Raw genomic sequence first — 15456 nt, 5'->3', positions numbered from 1 at the left:
AAGATCCTCGTTCGGCGACGGGCCGTGCATTGCGATGTCCTGCTGGCTGAACCCCCGTTGTCCGCGACATTTGTACCGGCGCGCCCCCGGCGGGCCAAATCACGCTTTTTTACCGTGTGTTACGCGAATAGCTCGCTTTGTAACGAAAGGTGCCCGGCAGCTTGCGCCGCCGGGCACCCCTAGCCTCTATGCAATCCCGCTCAACTGGCCCGCTCAGTTGGCCTGACGGCGCAGAAATGCAGGGATTTCATACTGATCGTCGTCGATCGAAGACGGCCGACGTGGCGCGTTGGCGACCTGCGGCGCGTGCTTGGGCTGCTCGGGATGCGCCGGCCGCTGCGGCCGCCTGGCGTATTCCGAAACCGGCTCCTCGGTCGCGTGCGACACAACCATCGGCGGCTGGACCGGCGCGGAATCGTCCGATTCTTCGCGACGGCCGAGGCCGACGGAGGCGAGTCGCTGCAGCAGGCCGGGACGACGGCTCTCGTGTGCGCCGTGATCGCCCGAACCCGACTTCGCCCGCATTTCCTTCTGGGCGATCAGCGGGAAGTCCTCGATGCGCGGCATCCGCGCCTGACGGCGCTCGGGATGCGAGGCGACCGGCGGGACGAAGGGATCGCCGTAGCCGGCATGGGTGTCTTCGGCCATCGGCGCCTCGGCGGGCGGCATCGCCGGAGCGGCCGGCGGCTCCATGCGGCTGATCTGCACACCGTGATCGCGCGCCGCCATCGGAGCCGGCGCGGGCGCCGGTGCGGGAGCGGGAACCGGCTGGGGCGCTGCCTCCGGCACTTCGGGAGCCAGAGCCGCCTGCACCGCGGCCTCGGCGACTTCCGTCGCCGCCGCGACCTGCTCGTAGGTCGGGGCCGGCGCCTGAACCGGGATCTGGGCCTGAGCCGGCATCTGGGCCGGCGCGGCCTCCGAGGTCTTCGCCTTGCGGGCCCGCAGCCGCTCGGTGAGCTCGGTGATCGTGTCCTCGGCGGTGCGTTCCATGACGGTGCCGACCTGATCGATGCCAGTCGCGACGACCGAAACCCGGATGATGCCCTCGAGGCTCTCGTCGAAGGTGGCGCCGAGGATGATGTTGGCGTCCGGATCGACTTCCTCGCGGATGCGGGTCGCCGCCTCGTCCACTTCGAACAGGGTCAGGTCGTTGCCGCCCGTGATCGAGATCAGCAGGCCGCGCGCGCCGCGCATCGAGCTCTCGTCGAGCAGCGGATTGGCGATGGCGGCTTCGGCTGCCTGGATCGCGCGCTGATCGCCGGAGGCCTCGCCCGTGCCCATCATCGCCTTGCCCATGGCGCGCATGACGGCGCGCACGTCGGCGAAGTCGAGGTTGATGAGGCCTTCCTTGACCATCAGGTCGGTGATGCAGGCCACGCCCGAATACAGCACCTCGTCGGCCATGCCGAAGGCTTCCGAGAACGTCGTCCGCTCGTTGGCGATGCGGAACAGGTTCTGGTTCGGGATGACGATCAGGGTGTCGACGTGCTGCTGCAGCGACTCGATGCCGGCATTGGCGACCGCCATGCGGCGCTTGCCTTCGAAGTCGAACGGCTTGGTGACGACGCCGACGGTGAGGATGCCCATGTCACGCGCCGCCTGGGCGATGACCGGCGCCGCGCCCGTGCCCGTGCCGCCGCCCATGCCGGCGGTGATGAACACCATGTGCGAGCCGCCGAGATGGTCGTTGATCTCGTCGATCGTCTCTTCCGCCGCCGCGCGGCCGACTTCCGGCTGCGAACCCGCGCCGAGGCCCTCGGTGATCGCCACGCCCATCTGCACGATGCGCTCGGCCGACGACATGGTCAGCGCCTGCGAGTCGGTGTTGGCGACGACGAACTCGACCCCCTTGAGGCCGGATTCGATCATGTTGTTGACGGCGTTGCCGCCGGCGCCTCCGACACCGAAAACGGTGATCTTCGGCTTCAGTTCGGTAAGATCCGGCATCTTGAGGTTGATCGTCATGGAACCCTCGCGTCCTTTACTAGTGTCCGTTGCGCCCGACCCCCGGGCAACTCAATCCACGCCTGCCGCCCCGCGGCCCCAGGTACGTCTCTAGAAACTTTCCCTGATCCAGTTTCCCACCCGGGCGAAATACCCGTCGCCGGCCGCAGCCGCGCCGAGCCGCCCGCCCGAGCGGTCGTGTCGTTCGATTCCCGCAAGCTGCGGATAGACCAGCAGGCCCACGGTCGTGGCGAAGGCCGGTCCGCGGCCCGAGTCCGGCAGGCCCGAGGCCCCCAGCGGCCGGCCCATGCGCACCTGCAGGCCGGTGATCCGCTCGGCCAGGTCGGTGACGCCGGGAAGCTGGCTGGCGCCGCCCGTCAGCACCGCGCGCTGGCCGGCGAGCGCGCTGAACGGGGTGGCCCGCAGCCGATCGCGCACCAGCTCGAGGATCTCCTCGACGCGCGGCCGGATGATTTCGGTGACGACCGACCGCGGCACCTGGTTGGCGCCGGGATAGTCGCCCTCGCCCACCAGCGGCACCGAGATCATGTCGCGATGGTCGAGGCCGGAGCCGATGGCCGAGCCGTACAGCGTCTTGATGCGCTCCGCCGCCTCGATCGAGGTCGACAGGCCGCGCGCCAGATCCATGGTCACGTGATGGCCGCCGATGGCGATGGCGTCGGCGCAGACGAAACGGCCATAGGCGAACACGCCGAAGGTGGTGGTGCCGCCGCCCATGTCGATGCAGGCGGAGCCCAGCTCCAGCTCGTCGGCGGTCAGCGCGGCCAGGCCCGCGGCGTAGGGGCTCGCCACGACGGCCTCGACGTGCAGATGGCTGCGCTCCACGCACAGGACGAGATTGCGCACCGGGGCGGCCTGCGCGGTGACCAGATGCATGTCGATGCCCAGTTCGCGGCCGACCATGCCGCGCGGGTCGGAAATCCCCCCGGCCTGATCGAGCGAGAAGGCGATCGGCAGCGAATGCAGCACGACGCGGTCGGGCTGAATGGTGTGGGTCCGGCCCGCCTCGAGGACGCGGTGGATGTCGTTGTCGCTGACGGCGTCGCCGGAGACGGTGACGCGGGCGGCGTAGTGATCGCTTTCCAGCCGGCCGGACGACACGTTGACGAGGACGCTCTCGACGGTGACGCCGGCCATGCGCTCGGCGGCATCGACGGCGAGGCGCACCGCGCGCTCGGCCTGCTCCATGTCGGTAATCGCGCCGCGCTTCACCCCGGTGGCGCGCTGGTGGCCGACCCCGACCACCTCGATCGAATGGGTGCGGCAGGCGAGTTCGGATTCGGGACGCTGCGGCCGCAGCCGCGCGATCAGGCAGCAGATCTTGCTGGAGCCGATGTCCAGGATGGCGATCGTCTGTCCGCGGCCCGGCGGCAACGGACGGGCGCGCGGTAGCCAGTGGTTGCTACGTCCGCTCACGTGTCCTGCCCTTTCCGTTGCCGCGAGGTACCCTTCGACTTCATGGCCGCCTTGCGCTGCATTGCCGCCTGGTCGGACAGCCTGACGACGACGCGGTCGGCGAGCCGCAGGTCGATCAGCACGATGTCGCGCGCCATCAGCCCCTGCTTGGCGGTCAGGGTGTCGAGTTCTGTCAGCGCCGCGTCGGCATTCTTCTCCGGGAGGCGGATCTCGACGCCGTTGTCGAGCATCAGGTTCCAGCGCCGGTCGGCGACGCGCACCGCGGCGCGCAGGCGCGTGGCGACGGAAGGATGGGGCGCGACCAGCGCCATCAGCTCGCCGGCCCGCTTGTTGGCGCCGGCGCCGACGACGAGCGGAAGGCTGGCGAAACGCTCGTCGGCAAGCTCGCCGATAACCTCTCCGTCTCGGTCGATCAGCGAGACGATGCCGGTGAGCTGCCACAGCGCATAGGGCTCGCGCTCGACCAGGTCGATGCGCAGCGTGCCGGGGAACAGCTTCTGCACCGTCGCGCTCTTCACCCAGGCGATATCGGACAGGCGCTTGCGCGCCCAATGGGCGTTGAACGTGAGCAGCGAGGTCGCGTCGCCGATCTCCAGCGCCCGCAGGACATCGCTCTCGCCGACTTCCCTGTGGCCGGTGATGACGACGGACTGGATGCCGAAGCCGGCCTTCGCGGTCACGTAGTCGGCGGCGACGAAGACGCTGCGGCGGACATCGCCCAGATGGTCGCCGGCGACGGCGCCGAAGGCACCGGTCGCCGCGAACAGGGCGGCGACGCCGTAGAGGCCGGCGCGGTTGGGGATGCGGATGTCGTCGAACGAGCCGATCAGGCGCGCGAACGCACCCGTACGTGCGCGACGGCGCGGCGCCGGCTCGTGCAGGCGGGACTCGACGCCGCGCCGCCGGCCGTCCGGGCCGCCGCGTGACTGTCTTCCCATCAGATGTCGCAGGCTGTCGCCTAGCGATTGCACGATGCGTCCTCCACCATCCAACGCACGAGATCTCCAAATGAGTGGCCCGCATGGGCCGCCATTTCAGGCACAAGGGACGTCTCGGTCATGCCCGGCTGGGTGTTGACCTCGAGACACACGAGGCCCGTCGTACCCTCGGCCCGGTCGTCGTAACGAAAGTCCGCCCGACTCACGCCGCGACAGCCGAGCGCCCTATGCGCCTTCAACGCCAGCTTCTGCACTTCTTGGTAAACATTCGGTTTAATTTCGGCTGGCAGCACATGTTTCGACCCGCCCGGAACGTACTTCGCGGCGTAGTCGTAGAACCCCTGAGTGGGCACCACGTCGATGACGCCGAGGGCCACGTTTCCCATGACGGCGCAGGTTAATTCCTTGCCCGCGACGTAGCGTTCGGCGAGCAGGTAGTCGCCGTATTTCCAGTCGGAAGAAAAAAGTTCCTGCGGCGGGTGCGCCTGGTCCTCGCGGACGATGAAAACGCCGAAGCTGGAGCCCTGGGCCTCCGGTTTCAGCACGTAGGGCGGCGGGAACACATGTGATTCGGCCGCCGTCAGCCGATGCACCACCTTGCCGTCGGCGATCGGGATGCCGGCCGCCTTGAAGATCGTGCGCGAGTGCGCCTTGCGCATGGCAAGGGCCGAGGCGAGCACGCCGGAATGGGTATAGGGCAGCCCCATGATCTCGAGCATCCCCTGCACCGTGCCGTCCTCGCCGTAGGGCCCGTGCAGGGCGTTGAACACGACGTCCGGCTTCACCTCGCCGAGCCGGATCGCGAGATCGCGGTCCACGTCGACATAGGTGACCTTGTAGCCCTCGCCCTCCAGCGCCGCGCCGCACGCCTTGCCCGAGGCAAGGCTGACCTCGCGCTCCGCCGACCATCCCCCCAACAGAACCGCGACATGCTTGGTCATTCGTCGTTCCTTCCGGGTTCGTTCCTCGATGGCCGACCGGTCCGTTGCAGCGAAACCACCATCCCGCACTGCCCTGAGCGCGCGGAGAGACGTGCGTAGCCGTCGGTCACGCCGGCACTCCGATCCGCTTGATTTCCCATTGGAGCTCGACGCCGCTCGTCTCCTTCACCCGCGCGCGCACCGTCTCGCCCAGCGTCTCGATGTCGGCCGCGGTGGCGTCGCCGGTGTTGATCAGGAAGTTGCAGTGCTTCTCCGAAACCTGCGCCCCGCCGACCGTGAGGCCGCGGCAGCCGGCCGCGTCGATCAGCTCCCACGACTTGCCGCCGGGCGGGTTCTTGAAGGTCGAGCCGCCGGTTCGGCTCTTGATCGGCTGCGAGGCCTCGCGCCGCTCGGTGATCGCATTCATCTCGGCAGCGATCTCCTCCGGATCGCCGTCGCGGCCCTGGAACAGGGCTTCGGTGAAGATCCAGTCGGCGGGCGCGCCGGAATGGCGATAGGTCATGCCGAGGTCCCCGGCCGGCACCACGTGAATGGTGCCCTGCCGGTCGACGGCGCGAACCTCGATCAGCACGTCGACGGTCTCGCCGCCATAGGCGCCGCCGTTCATCCGCAACGCACCGCCGATCGAGCCCGGGATGCCACGGAAGAAGGCGAGCCCGCCGATGCCGGCATCGGCGGCCGCGCGGGCGACCTTCACGTCCGGCACGGCGGTTCCCGCACGGACGCGGAACCCGTCCTCGATGGTGACGCGGGAGAAGCCCCGGCCGAGCCGGATGACGACGCCCGGCACGCCGCCGTCGCGCACGATCATGTTGGAGCACAACCCGATCACCGTGACCGGCAGGTCGGGATCGATGTTCTTCAGGAAATAGGCGAGATCCGCCTCGTCCTCGGGCGTGAACAGCACCTGCGCCGGCCCGCCGACGCGAAACCACGTGATCGGCGCAAGCTCCGCATTGGCGGTCAGCCGGCCGCGCAGCTCCGGCAGACGGGCGCGCAGATCGGCCGTGATGTCCGCGAAACTCATGCGGAAACTCCTTCGGGATTGGTCTTGAGTTGCTGCGGCAGCGCGTGCGCCCACTGGGTGATCGAGCCGGCGCCGAGGAAGATCACCAGATCGCCCGGCCGGGCGATCGCCGCGATCTCGGCCGCCAGCACGTCCGGCCCGGCGAGTGCCCGCGCGTCGGTGTGACCGCATGCCCGGATCGCGGCGACCAGCGCATCGCGGTCCGCGCCTTCGATCGGGTCCTCGCCAGCGGCGTAGACGTCGGCGACATAGAGGGTGTCGGCCTCGCCGAAGCAGCCGGCGAACTGGTCGAACAGGTCGGACAGCCGCGTGTAGCGGTGCGGCTGCATGATCGCGATGACACGGCCAGATTTTCTGGATTCCGGCCCGGTCGCGTCCTCGACGGCCCCGCGCGCGGCCTTCAGCACCGCCGCGATCTCGACGGGATGATGGCCGTAGTCGTCGTAGATGCGCACGCCGTTCCATTCGCCGGTGAAGGTGAAGCGGCGCTTCACGCCCTCGAAGCCGGCGAGCGCCGCGACGATCGCCTCGCCGGTGATGCCGATGCGCCGCGCGATGGCGATGGCCCCGGTGGCGTTGAGCGCATTGTGATGGCCGGGCATCGGCAGGCGGATATCGCGGATCCGGTCGACCGCGCCGGAAACCCGGTCCGTTATCTCGACCGAGAACCGCGTCCCGCCGCTGTCATGGCTGAAATCGACCAGCCGCGCGTCGGCGTCCGCGCTCTCGCCATAGGTAACGACGGTGCGGTCGGTAATGCCGTCGGCGACCGCGCGCACGGTCGGGTGGTCGATGCACAGCGCCGCGAAGCCGTAGAACGGCAGGTTCATCACGAAGTCGCGGAAGCCCTGCTTCAGCGCGTCGAAGCTGTGCCAGTGGTCCAAGTGCTCGGCGTCAATGTTGGAGACGAGCGCGATCTCGTTCGGGTACTTCAGGAACGTCCCGTCGGACTCGTCCGCCTCGATGACGAACCAGTCGCTCTGGCCCAGCCTGGCGTTGGTGCCCCAGGCGTTGATGATGCCGCCGTTGACGACGGTCGGATCGTAGCCGGCGCCCTCGAGCAGCGTCGCCATGATCGTCGTCGTCGTGGTCTTGCCGTGCGTGCCGGCGAGCGAGATGCCGCGTTTGCCGCGCATCAGCTCGGCCAACATCTCGGCCCGGCGGATCACCGGGATATGCCGCGACCGCGCCGCGACCAGCTCCGGATTGTCCGGCTTCACCGCCGTCGAGATCACCACGACCGCCGCCGTGCCCACGTTCTCGGCCGCATGGCCGACCGTGACGGTGACGCCCCTGGCGCGCAGCCGTTCGACATTGGCGGACTCGGCCTGGTCGCTGCCCTGCACCGTGTAGCCGAGATCGGCCAGCAACTCGGCGATGCCGCTCATGCCGATGCCGCCGATGCCGACGAAATGGATGGGGCCGGTGTCGCGCGGCGGTCTCATGCGGTCGCTCCCTTGAGCTCCGGCGGGATTTCCCGGCCCTCCGCCAGCGCCTCGACGACGTCGGCCAGCGTGTCGGCGGCGTGCGGATTGCCGACCTTCCTGGCGGCCTCGGCGGCGACGGAGAGCATCTCCGGATGGTCCATGCGGCTCGTCAGTTCCTCGGCGAACCGGTGCGGCGTGAACGCCGGCTGCGGCATCAGCCAGCCGCCCTTGGCCTGCGCCAGCGCGGTGGCGTTGAGAAGCTGGTCGTTGTCGATCGCGTGCGGCAGCGGCACCAGCATGCCCGGCCGGCCGATGACGGCGAGCTCGGCCACCGTGCTGGCGCCGGAGCGCGACACGACGAGATGGGCATCGGCGATACGTTTGGGCAGATCGGGAAAGAACGGCGCCAGCTCCGCGTTGACGCCGATCGCCTCGTAGCCGAAGCGCACCCGTTCCATGTCCTCCTCGCGGCACTGCTGGACCAGCCTGAGCCGGTTGCGATGCGCCTCGTCGAGGCGGGCGATGGCGCCGGGCACCACGTCGGAGAAGATGCGCGCGCCCTGGCTGCCACCGAACACGAGCAGGCGGAACTCGCCGCCCGCCTCGGGCGGATCGTAGGGCGTCGCCGCCTCGACCACGGCCGCGCGGACGGGCGCACCGGTGCGGACCGCCTTGTGCGCGTTCTTCTCGCCCAGCATGTGCACCTTCGGGAAGCTGGTCGCGACAGCGTCGACCCGGTCGGCGAGCATCCGGTTGGCCCGGCCCATCACCGCGTTCTGGTCGTGGATGATGGTCCGCACCCCGCGCAGCGAAGCCGCGATCACCGGGCTCACCGTCGGATAGCCGCCGAAGCCGACGACGACGCGGGGCTTGAGCCGGCTGATCAGGAACCACGCCCGCATCACGCCGATGCCGAGCACGAACGCGGTCTTGGCGTAGCTCAGGATATTGCCGCCGCGCACGGTGGTGGCGGGGATGATGTGCATCTCCTGCGCCGGGAACTTGCCGCCATAGCGATCGCCGCGCTCGTCGGTGACGAGATCGACCCGCCAGCCGCGCGAAATCAGCACTTCCGCCAGCGCCTGCGCCGGGAACAGGTGGCCGCCGGTGCCGCCGGCCGAAAGCAGGATGAGGCCCTTCTCGCCACTCATGCCGGCCGCGCCCCCGCATGCATGCCGGGATGCCGCTGATGCGGCGCCGGCAGGTCGTAGAGCACCGGCTCGGTCTGCGGCCGCCGGCGCGTCAGCCCGAGCACCATGCCCATGCCGTAGGCCAGCGACAGGATCGAGGAGCCGCCGTAGGAGACGAACGGCAGCGTCATGCCCTTGGCCGGCATCAGTTGCAGGTTGACCGCCATGTTGATCACCGACTGCAGCCCGAACAGCACGATCAGGCCGGTGACCGCGAGCTTCACGAAGGGATCGCTCTCCTTGAGCGCCTGCGTCAGCCCGCGCAGCACGATGAAGGCGAAGGCGGCGACGATGATCAGGCAGACGAGGATACCGAATTCCTCCGCCGTCACAGCGAAGATGAAGTCGGTATGGGAGTCCGGCAGGCTCTGCTTCACGGTGCCCTCGCCCGGCCCGCGCCCCAGCCAGCCGCCGCGCACGAAGGACTCGATCGCCGTGTCGACCTGGAAGGTGTCGCCGGATTCGGGATCGAGGAACCGGTCGATGCGTCCGCGCACGTGCGGCACGAAGGTATAGGCGGTGACAAGGCCGCCGACGCCGAGGCCGCCCAGCGTCACGATCCACAGCCACGACATGCCGGCGGCGAAGAACAGCGCGCCCCAGACCAGCACCGCGAGCATGGTCTGGCCGAAGTCGGGCTGCGGCACCAGTAGGCCGACGAAGGCCGCAAGCAGCAATATGGCCATCAGGTTGCCGGGCATGTCGGGCCGCTTCATCCGCTCGGAGAACGCCCAGGCGACCAGCACGACGAAGGCCGGCTTGACGAATTCGGACGGTTGCAGGGCGATGCCGCCGATCGAGATCCAGCGCCGCGCGCCCTTCACCTCCGGCCCGATCCACAGCGTCAGCGCCATCAGGACGATGCCGACCGCGAAGACGACGAGCGCCGAGCGCCGGATCCCGCGCGGGCTCATCATCGATACGCCGATCATCAGCGCGATCGCCGGCAGCACGAACAGGGCGTGGCGCTTGACGAAGTGGAAATAGTCGAGGCCGAGCCTCTGGGCCACCGGCGGGCTCGCCGCCAGCGACAGCACAAGGCCGCCGAGGATCAGCGCCAGGATCGCGCCGAGCAGCACCCGGTCGACGGTCCACCACCAGCGCGCAATCAGGCGCTCGTCGGTACGCGAGAACATCAGGCGGCCTCCCTGGATTTCAGCGTCACCCCGTCGATGTCGGCGACGAGCCTGCGGAACGCGTCGCCGCGCGCCTCGAAGTCGGCGAACTGGTCGAACGAGGCACAGGCGGGCGCAAGCAGCACCACCGGCTCGGCGGCGTTGGACGGGTCGTTAGCAGCGGCCTCGGCGGCGGCGGCGACGGCGGTCGCAAGATCGCCGCTCAGCTCGTGCGGCACCTGGTTGCCGAGCGTCATTGCGAAGTCTTCGGCCGCCTCGCCGATCAGGAAGGCGCGCCGCACGCGCGGGAACAGGCCCTTCAGCGGCGCGATGCCGCCTGATTTGGCCCGCCCGCCGGCGATCCAGTAGACCGTCTCGAAGCTCGCCAGCGCGCGCGCGGCGGCATCCGCGTTCGTCGCCTTGGAATCGTTGACGAACAGCACCTTGCCGCGCCGGCCGATCTCCTCCATGCGGTGGACGAGACCGGGGAAACTCTCGAGCCCCTCGGCGATCTGCGCCGGGTCGAGCCCGACGGCGAGCGCGGCGGCGACGGCGGCGACCGCGTTCTGCGCATTGTGCTCGCCGCGCAACGCGCCGATGCCCGAAAGGTCGGCGATTTCGGTTTCCGCGCTGCCCGAGGCGGACACGATGGTCGTGCCGCGCACGAAGACGCCGACGCCGAGCTTCTCGCGCGCCGAAACCCGCACCACGCGGTCGCCGCGGGCCTCCGCCGCATCGGCGATGCCGCGCGTCCAGTCGTCGTCGACCGCGATGACGACCGTCTCCGCCTTCTCGGCGATCCGCGCCTTCACGGCGGCGTAGTGTTCAAGCGTTCCGTGCCGGTCGAGATGATCGGGCGTCACGTTCAGGAGGATGCCGACGGTCGGCGCCAGCGTCGGCGTCAGGTCGATCTGATAGGACGACAGTTCCAGCACATAGGCGCGATCGTCGCCGAACGGCTCGAGCCCGAGCACGGCGGTGCCGATATTGCCGCCGACCGAGACCGCGCGCCCCGCGCTGCGGATCAGGTGCCCGATCAGCGCCGTCGTCGTCGACTTGCCGTTTGTGCCGGTGATCGCGATGACCGCGCAGGCGGGATCGCGGGCGGCCCGTTCGCGGAAGAACAGCTCGGTGTCGCCGATGATCTCGACGCCGGCCGCAGTCGCCTTCTCCACCGTCCAGTGCGGCGCGGGATGGGTCAGCGGCACGCCGGGCGACAGCACCAGCGCATCGAGTCCGTCCCAGTCCATCTCTCTTAGGTCGCGCACCGGGAACCCCTGCTCGCGCGCCTGGTCGACGCGCGGCGCGGAATCGTCCCACGCCGCCACCCGCGCCCCGCCCGCCATCAGCGCGCGCACGGCGTCGAGACCCGACCGCGCCAGTCCGAAGACGGCGACGCTGCGACCCTCGAATGTGGTGACCGGTATCATGCCGCCTACCTCAGCTTGAGCGTCGACAGGCCGATCAGGGCCAGCACGAAGGCGATGATCCAGAAGCGCACGACGACCTGCGGCTCCTTCCAGCCGAGTTGCTCGAAATGGTGATGGATCGGCGCCATGCGGAAGACGCGCCGCCCGGTGAGCTTGAACGAGACCACCTGGACGATGACCGACACCGCCTCGAGCACGAACAGGCCGCCGACGATCGCCAGCACGATCTCGTGCTTGATGGCGACCGACACCGAGCCCAGCATGCCGCCGAGCGCCAGCGATCCGGTATCGCCCATGAAGATCGAGGCCGGCGGCGCATTGAACCACAGGAAGCCCAGACCGGCGCCGATCAGCGCGCCGCACAGCACCGCCAGCTCGCCGGTGCCGGGCACGAAATGAATCTGCAGGTAATCGGAAAAGACAGCGTTACCAATGAGATAGGAGAAGACGCCGAAGGTGCCCGCGGCGATCATCACCGGCACGATGGCGAGCCCGTCGAGGCCGTCGGTCAGGTTCACCGCGTTGCCGGCGCCGACGATGATGAAGGCGCCGAAGGGAACGAAGAACCAGCCGAGATTGATGATGAAGTCCTTGAAGAACGGGAAGGCGAGCGAGGTCGAGAACGGCTGCTCGCCGATGCGCGACACCGCGTAGACGGCCAGCCCCGCGATGATGAATTCGAGCACCAGCCGCTGCCGCCCGCCGAAGCCGGAGGCAGACGACCGCGTCACCTTGAGATAGTCGTCGTAGAGCCCGATCAGGCCAAAGCAGACGGTGACGAACAGCACCGTCCAGACATAGGGGTTGGTGAGGCTGCCCCACAACAGCGTCGCCACCAGGAACCCGGTCATGATCATCAGGCCGCCCATGGTCGGCGTGCCCTGCTTGGCGATCAGGTGCGATTGCGGCCCGTCCTCGCGGATCGGCTGGCCCCGCCCCTGGCGCACGCGCAGGGAGCGGATGATCGCCGGCCCGAACAGGAACACGAAGATCAGCGCCGTCATCATCGCCGCCCCGGTGCGGAACGTGATGTAGCGGAACACATTGAACAGCGGCACCGTGTCGCCGTAGTTGGCCAGAAGCTCGAACATCTGTCAGCCAGTCCCCCTCGTGCGCGTCACGCGTCCGCCGCTTCGGCGGGCGCGAACTGCTCGCGCAGGGCTTCGACCACCGGTCCCATCCGGCTGCCCAAGGACCCCTTCACCATCACCACGTCGCCGGCCCGGACCTCGTCTCCGAGCGCGGCAACCAATCCCGTTGACTCCGGTGCGTAGCGGCCGCGCCGCAGGTCCGGCACCGCCTCGTACAGCGCCTTCATGTGCGGTCCGGAGGCAAACAGCAGGTCGACCGAAGCCTCCGCCAGAGGCCCGGCAAGCTCCCGATGCAGCGTTTCGGACGCCTCTCCCAGCTCCAGCATGTCGCCGAGCACGGCTATGCGGCGGCCGCGGAGCCCCGGCTCGGTCTGCGCCAGCAGCCCCAGCGCGGCCCGCATCGACGCCGGATTGGCGTTGTAGCTTTCGTCGATCACCGTGATGTCGCCGCCCTTGCCGTGAAGCTTAAAGCGCGCACCGCGCCCCTTCGGCGCCCGCATGTCGGCCAGCGCCATCGCGGCGAGCGCCAGGTCGCCGCCGGCGAGCTTCACCGCGCCAAGCACCGCCAGGCTGTTGCCGACGAGATGCCGGCCCGGCGCGCCGAACTTGTAGGTGATCTCGGAGCCGAGCACGTTGGCGGACACGCAGGAGCACTCGGCATGCAGCGCGACACGCTCGAGATGCACGTCGCTGCCCGCCGTCTCGCCGAAGGAGACGATGCGGATGCCCGCCGCCCGCGCCTTCCCGGCGAGCCGGTCGAACTGGGCATTGTCGGCGTTGAGCAGGACGCAGCCGCCGGGCTCGATGCCTTCGACGATCTCGCCCTTGGCGTCGGCGATCTTCTCGATCGCGCCGAAGAATTCCAGATGCACCGGCTCGACCGTGGTGACGATGGCGATCTGCGGACGCACCTGACGCACCAGCGCGGCGATCTCGCCCGGCGCGTTCATGCCCAGCTCGAAGACGCCGAATTCGGTGTCCGCCGGCATCCGCGCGAGCGTCAGCGGCACGCCCCAGTGGTTGTTGTAGGACGCAGCCGAGGCGTGCGTGCGGCCCGAGCGCGACAGCGACAGCCGGAGCGCCTCCTTGGTGCCGGTCTTGCCGACGCTGCCGGTGATGGCGATGATCCTGGCGGTGGAGCGCGCCCGCGCCGCCTGGCCGAGATTGCGCAGCGCCTCCAGCACGTCCGGCACGATCACCAGCGGTCCCGCCGCCGGATCGAACTGCGCCGCGTGCGCCTCGTCGATCACCGCGACGGCGGCCCCCTTCGCCAGCGCGCCGGCTACGAAATCGTGACCGTCGCGGCTGTCGCCGAGAATGGCGAAGAACGCATCGCCCGGCTCCAGCGTGCGGCTGTCGATGGAGATGCCGGTAACGGCCCCCAGACCGGCGCCGGCGGTGCAATCGGCGAGGCGTCCGCCGGTGCCGGCGAGGAAATCGTCCGCGGTCCAAAGAACGCTCATGCCACCGTCTCCCGGGCGAGCGCGCTCGCCACCACTTCATGATCGGAGAACGGCAGGACCGTCGCCCCGACGGTCTGGCCGGTCTCGTGCCCCTTGCCGGCGACGAGCAGGATGTCGCCCGGCTCCAGCGCGTCCACGGCGGTCTCGATGGCCTTGCGGCGGTCGCCGATCTCGATCGCGCCCGGCGCCTGCGCCAGGATCGCAGCGCGGATCGCCGCGGGGTCTTCCGAACGCGGATTGTCGTCGGTGACGTAGACGGTGTCTGCGTTCTCGACCGAAGCCTGGCCCATCAGCGGCCTCTTGCCGGCGTCGCGGTCGCCGCCGGCGCCCACGACGATCGCGAGCCTGCCCGTGGCGAAGGGCCGCAACGCCTGCAGCGCGTTGACGATGGCGTCGGGCTTGTGGGCGTAGTCGATGAAGATCAGCGCTCCGGCGCGGGTCTGCCCGGCGAGTTCGAGCCGCCCCTTGGCGCCCTCCAGCGTTTCCAGCGCGCCGAACGCCGTATCGGCCGGCGTGCCGGTCGCGATCGCCAGTCCCGCCGAGACGAGCGCGTTGGAGACCTGGAACCCGCCGACGAGCGGCAGCAGCACCTCGCGCTCGCCGCTTCCCGCGTCGAGCCTGAGCCGCTGGCGGAAACCCTCGGGCGTCGCCGAGAGCAGCCGGATCGCATCGCCCGCCGCACCGACGCCGAGCACGTCGAGCCCGCGCCGCCTGGCGACCGCGACGACGCGCGCCGATTCCGGCCGGTCGGAATCGACCACCGCCGCCGCGCCGTCCGGCAGCAGCTCGTCGAACAGCCGCAGCTTGGCGGCGAAATACGCCTCGACCGTTGGGTGATAGTCCATGTGGTCGCGGCCGAGATTGGTGAAGGCGCCGGCGGCGAAGCGCACGCCGTCGAGGCGGCGCTGATCGAGGCCGTGGCTGGAGGCTTCGAGCGCCAGGTGGGTGACGCCGTCGCGCGCGAGCTCGGCCAGCAGCGCATGCAGCGCCACCGGGTCCGGTGTCGTCAGCGAGCCGTATTCGGTCTTCTTCGGCGAGACGACGCCGATGGTTCCCAGGCTCGCCGCCTGCCGGCCGGCGGCAGCGAAGATCTGCCGCGTGAACGAGGCGACCGAGGTCTTGCCGCTGGTGCCGGTCACCGCGACCACCGTCTCCGGCTGGGCGCCGGACAGGCGCGCGGCGGCAAGCGCCAGCGCCCGGCGCGGATCGGCCGCGCGGATCACGGGAATATCGACGTCGAGCACGGCGTCGCGCGCGGCCACGACCGCGACGGCACCGGCCGCCGCGGCGTCGCGGGCGAAGCGCGCGCCGTCCGTCCGGCTGCCCGAAAGCGCCGCGAACACATAGCCGGGCCGCACCGTCCGGCTGTCGGCGGTGAGCCCGGTTGTCTCGATGGCGCGCCAGGCGTCCGGGTAACTGTCGACGTCGGCTAGAAGGGCATGAAGCTCCATGA

Annotated in this window: 12 protein-coding genes; all 12 read right to left on the bottom strand. The window is 69.7% G+C overall.

Features of this window, described 5'->3' with window-relative positions; genetic code table 11:
- Positions 1-213 precede the first annotated feature (213 nt).
- Positions 214-1965, bottom strand: a complete 1752-nt coding sequence (gene ftsZ / locus MUB46_RS12030) for a cell division protein FtsZ (protein ID WP_261616166.1) — start codon at positions 1963-1965, stop codon at positions 214-216.
- A gap of 90 nt (positions 1966-2055) precedes the next feature.
- A complete protein-coding gene (gene ftsA / locus MUB46_RS12025; protein ID WP_261616165.1) occupies positions 2056-3381 on the bottom strand; it encodes a cell division protein FtsA in 1326 nt (441 codons plus the stop codon).
- A complete protein-coding gene (locus MUB46_RS12020; protein ID WP_261616164.1) occupies positions 3378-4319 on the bottom strand; it encodes a cell division protein FtsQ/DivIB in 942 nt (313 codons plus the stop codon). The genes ftsA and MUB46_RS12020 overlap by 4 nt, the downstream gene beginning before the upstream one ends.
- 20 nt (positions 4320-4339) lie before the next feature.
- A complete protein-coding gene (locus MUB46_RS12015) occupies positions 4340-5260 on the bottom strand; it encodes a D-alanine--D-alanine ligase (RefSeq protein ID WP_261616163.1) in 921 nt (306 codons plus the stop codon).
- 106 nt (positions 5261-5366) lie between these two features.
- A complete protein-coding gene (gene murB / locus MUB46_RS12010; protein WP_261616162.1) occupies positions 5367-6287 on the bottom strand; it encodes a UDP-N-acetylmuramate dehydrogenase in 921 nt (306 codons plus the stop codon).
- Positions 6284-7732: a UDP-N-acetylmuramate--L-alanine ligase gene (murC, locus tag MUB46_RS12005; RefSeq protein WP_261616161.1), complete on the bottom strand. Its 1449-nt coding sequence runs from the start codon at positions 7730-7732 to the stop codon at positions 6284-6286. The genes murB and murC overlap by 4 nt, the downstream gene beginning before the upstream one ends.
- Positions 7729-8865 carry an undecaprenyldiphospho-muramoylpentapeptide beta-N-acetylglucosaminyltransferase gene (gene murG / locus MUB46_RS12000; RefSeq protein ID WP_261616160.1) on the bottom strand — a complete coding sequence of 379 codons (1137 nt, stop codon included), beginning with the start codon at positions 8863-8865 and terminating at the stop codon, positions 7729-7731. The genes murC and murG overlap by 4 nt, the downstream gene beginning before the upstream one ends.
- The gene (gene ftsW, locus MUB46_RS11995; protein WP_261616159.1) at positions 8862-10040 is read right to left on the bottom strand and encodes a putative lipid II flippase FtsW; all 1179 of its coding nucleotides are present in this window, start codon (positions 10038-10040) and stop codon (positions 8862-8864) included. The genes murG and ftsW overlap by 4 nt, the downstream gene beginning before the upstream one ends.
- A complete protein-coding gene (gene murD, locus MUB46_RS11990; protein WP_261616158.1) occupies positions 10040-11449 on the bottom strand; it encodes a UDP-N-acetylmuramoyl-L-alanine--D-glutamate ligase in 1410 nt (469 codons plus the stop codon). Before murD ends, ftsW begins: the two co-directional genes overlap by 1 nt.
- A 5-nt stretch (positions 11450-11454) precedes the next feature.
- The gene (gene mraY, locus MUB46_RS11985; protein WP_261616157.1) at positions 11455-12540 is read right to left on the bottom strand and encodes a phospho-N-acetylmuramoyl-pentapeptide-transferase; all 1086 of its coding nucleotides are present in this window, start codon (positions 12538-12540) and stop codon (positions 11455-11457) included.
- A 26-nt stretch (positions 12541-12566) separates the two neighbouring features.
- Positions 12567-14003, bottom strand: coding sequence for a UDP-N-acetylmuramoylalanyl-D-glutamyl-2,6-diaminopimelate--D-alanyl-D-alanine ligase (locus tag MUB46_RS11980; protein WP_261616156.1), 1437 nt, complete (start codon positions 14001-14003; stop codon positions 12567-12569).
- Positions 14000-15454 (bottom strand): UDP-N-acetylmuramoyl-L-alanyl-D-glutamate--2,6-diaminopimelate ligase, encoded by a 1455-nt coding sequence (locus tag MUB46_RS11975; protein ID WP_261616155.1) that lies wholly within the window; start codon positions 15452-15454, stop codon positions 14000-14002. The genes MUB46_RS11980 and MUB46_RS11975 overlap by 4 nt, the downstream gene beginning before the upstream one ends.
- Between the last annotated feature and the right edge of the window lie 2 nt (positions 15455-15456).

It is taken from the genome of Microbaculum marinisediminis, assembly GCF_025397915.1.
Lineage (GTDB): Bacteria > Pseudomonadota > Alphaproteobacteria > Rhizobiales > Tepidamorphaceae > Microbaculum > Microbaculum marinisediminis.
The sequence above is the reverse complement of the archived record's forward strand: the minus strand, read 5'-3'. Positions and strand labels throughout refer to the sequence as shown.

Coding starts and splice junctions, on each gene's coding strand:
- ftsZ (WP_261616166.1), bottom strand. CDS start 1,965: ATGACGATCAACCTCAAGATGCCGGATCTTACCGAACTGAAGCCGAAG.
- MUB46_RS12020 (WP_261616164.1), bottom strand. CDS start 4,319: ATGGGAAGACAGTCACGCGGCGGCCCGGACGGCCGGCGGCGCGGCGTC.
- MUB46_RS12015 (WP_261616163.1), bottom strand. CDS start 5,260: ATGACCAAGCATGTCGCGGTTCTGTTGGGGGGATGGTCGGCGGAGCGC.
- murB (WP_261616162.1), bottom strand. CDS start 6,287: ATGAGTTTCGCGGACATCACGGCCGATCTGCGCGCCCGTCTGCCGGAG.
- murC (WP_261616161.1), bottom strand. CDS start 7,732: ATGAGACCGCCGCGCGACACCGGCCCCATCCATTTCGTCGGCATCGGC.
- murG (WP_261616160.1), bottom strand. CDS start 8,865: ATGAGTGGCGAGAAGGGCCTCATCCTGCTTTCGGCCGGCGGCACCGGC.
- ftsW (WP_261616159.1), bottom strand. CDS start 10,040: ATGTTCTCGCGTACCGACGAGCGCCTGATTGCGCGCTGGTGGTGGACC.
- murD (WP_261616158.1), bottom strand. CDS start 11,449: ATGATACCGGTCACCACATTCGAGGGTCGCAGCGTCGCCGTCTTCGGA.
- mraY (WP_261616157.1), bottom strand. CDS start 12,540: ATGTTCGAGCTTCTGGCCAACTACGGCGACACGGTGCCGCTGTTCAAT.
- MUB46_RS11980 (WP_261616156.1), bottom strand. CDS start 14,003: ATGAGCGTTCTTTGGACCGCGGACGATTTCCTCGCCGGCACCGGCGGA.
- MUB46_RS11975 (WP_261616155.1), bottom strand. CDS start 15,454: ATGGAGCTTCATGCCCTTCTAGCCGACGTCGACAGTTACCCGGACGCC.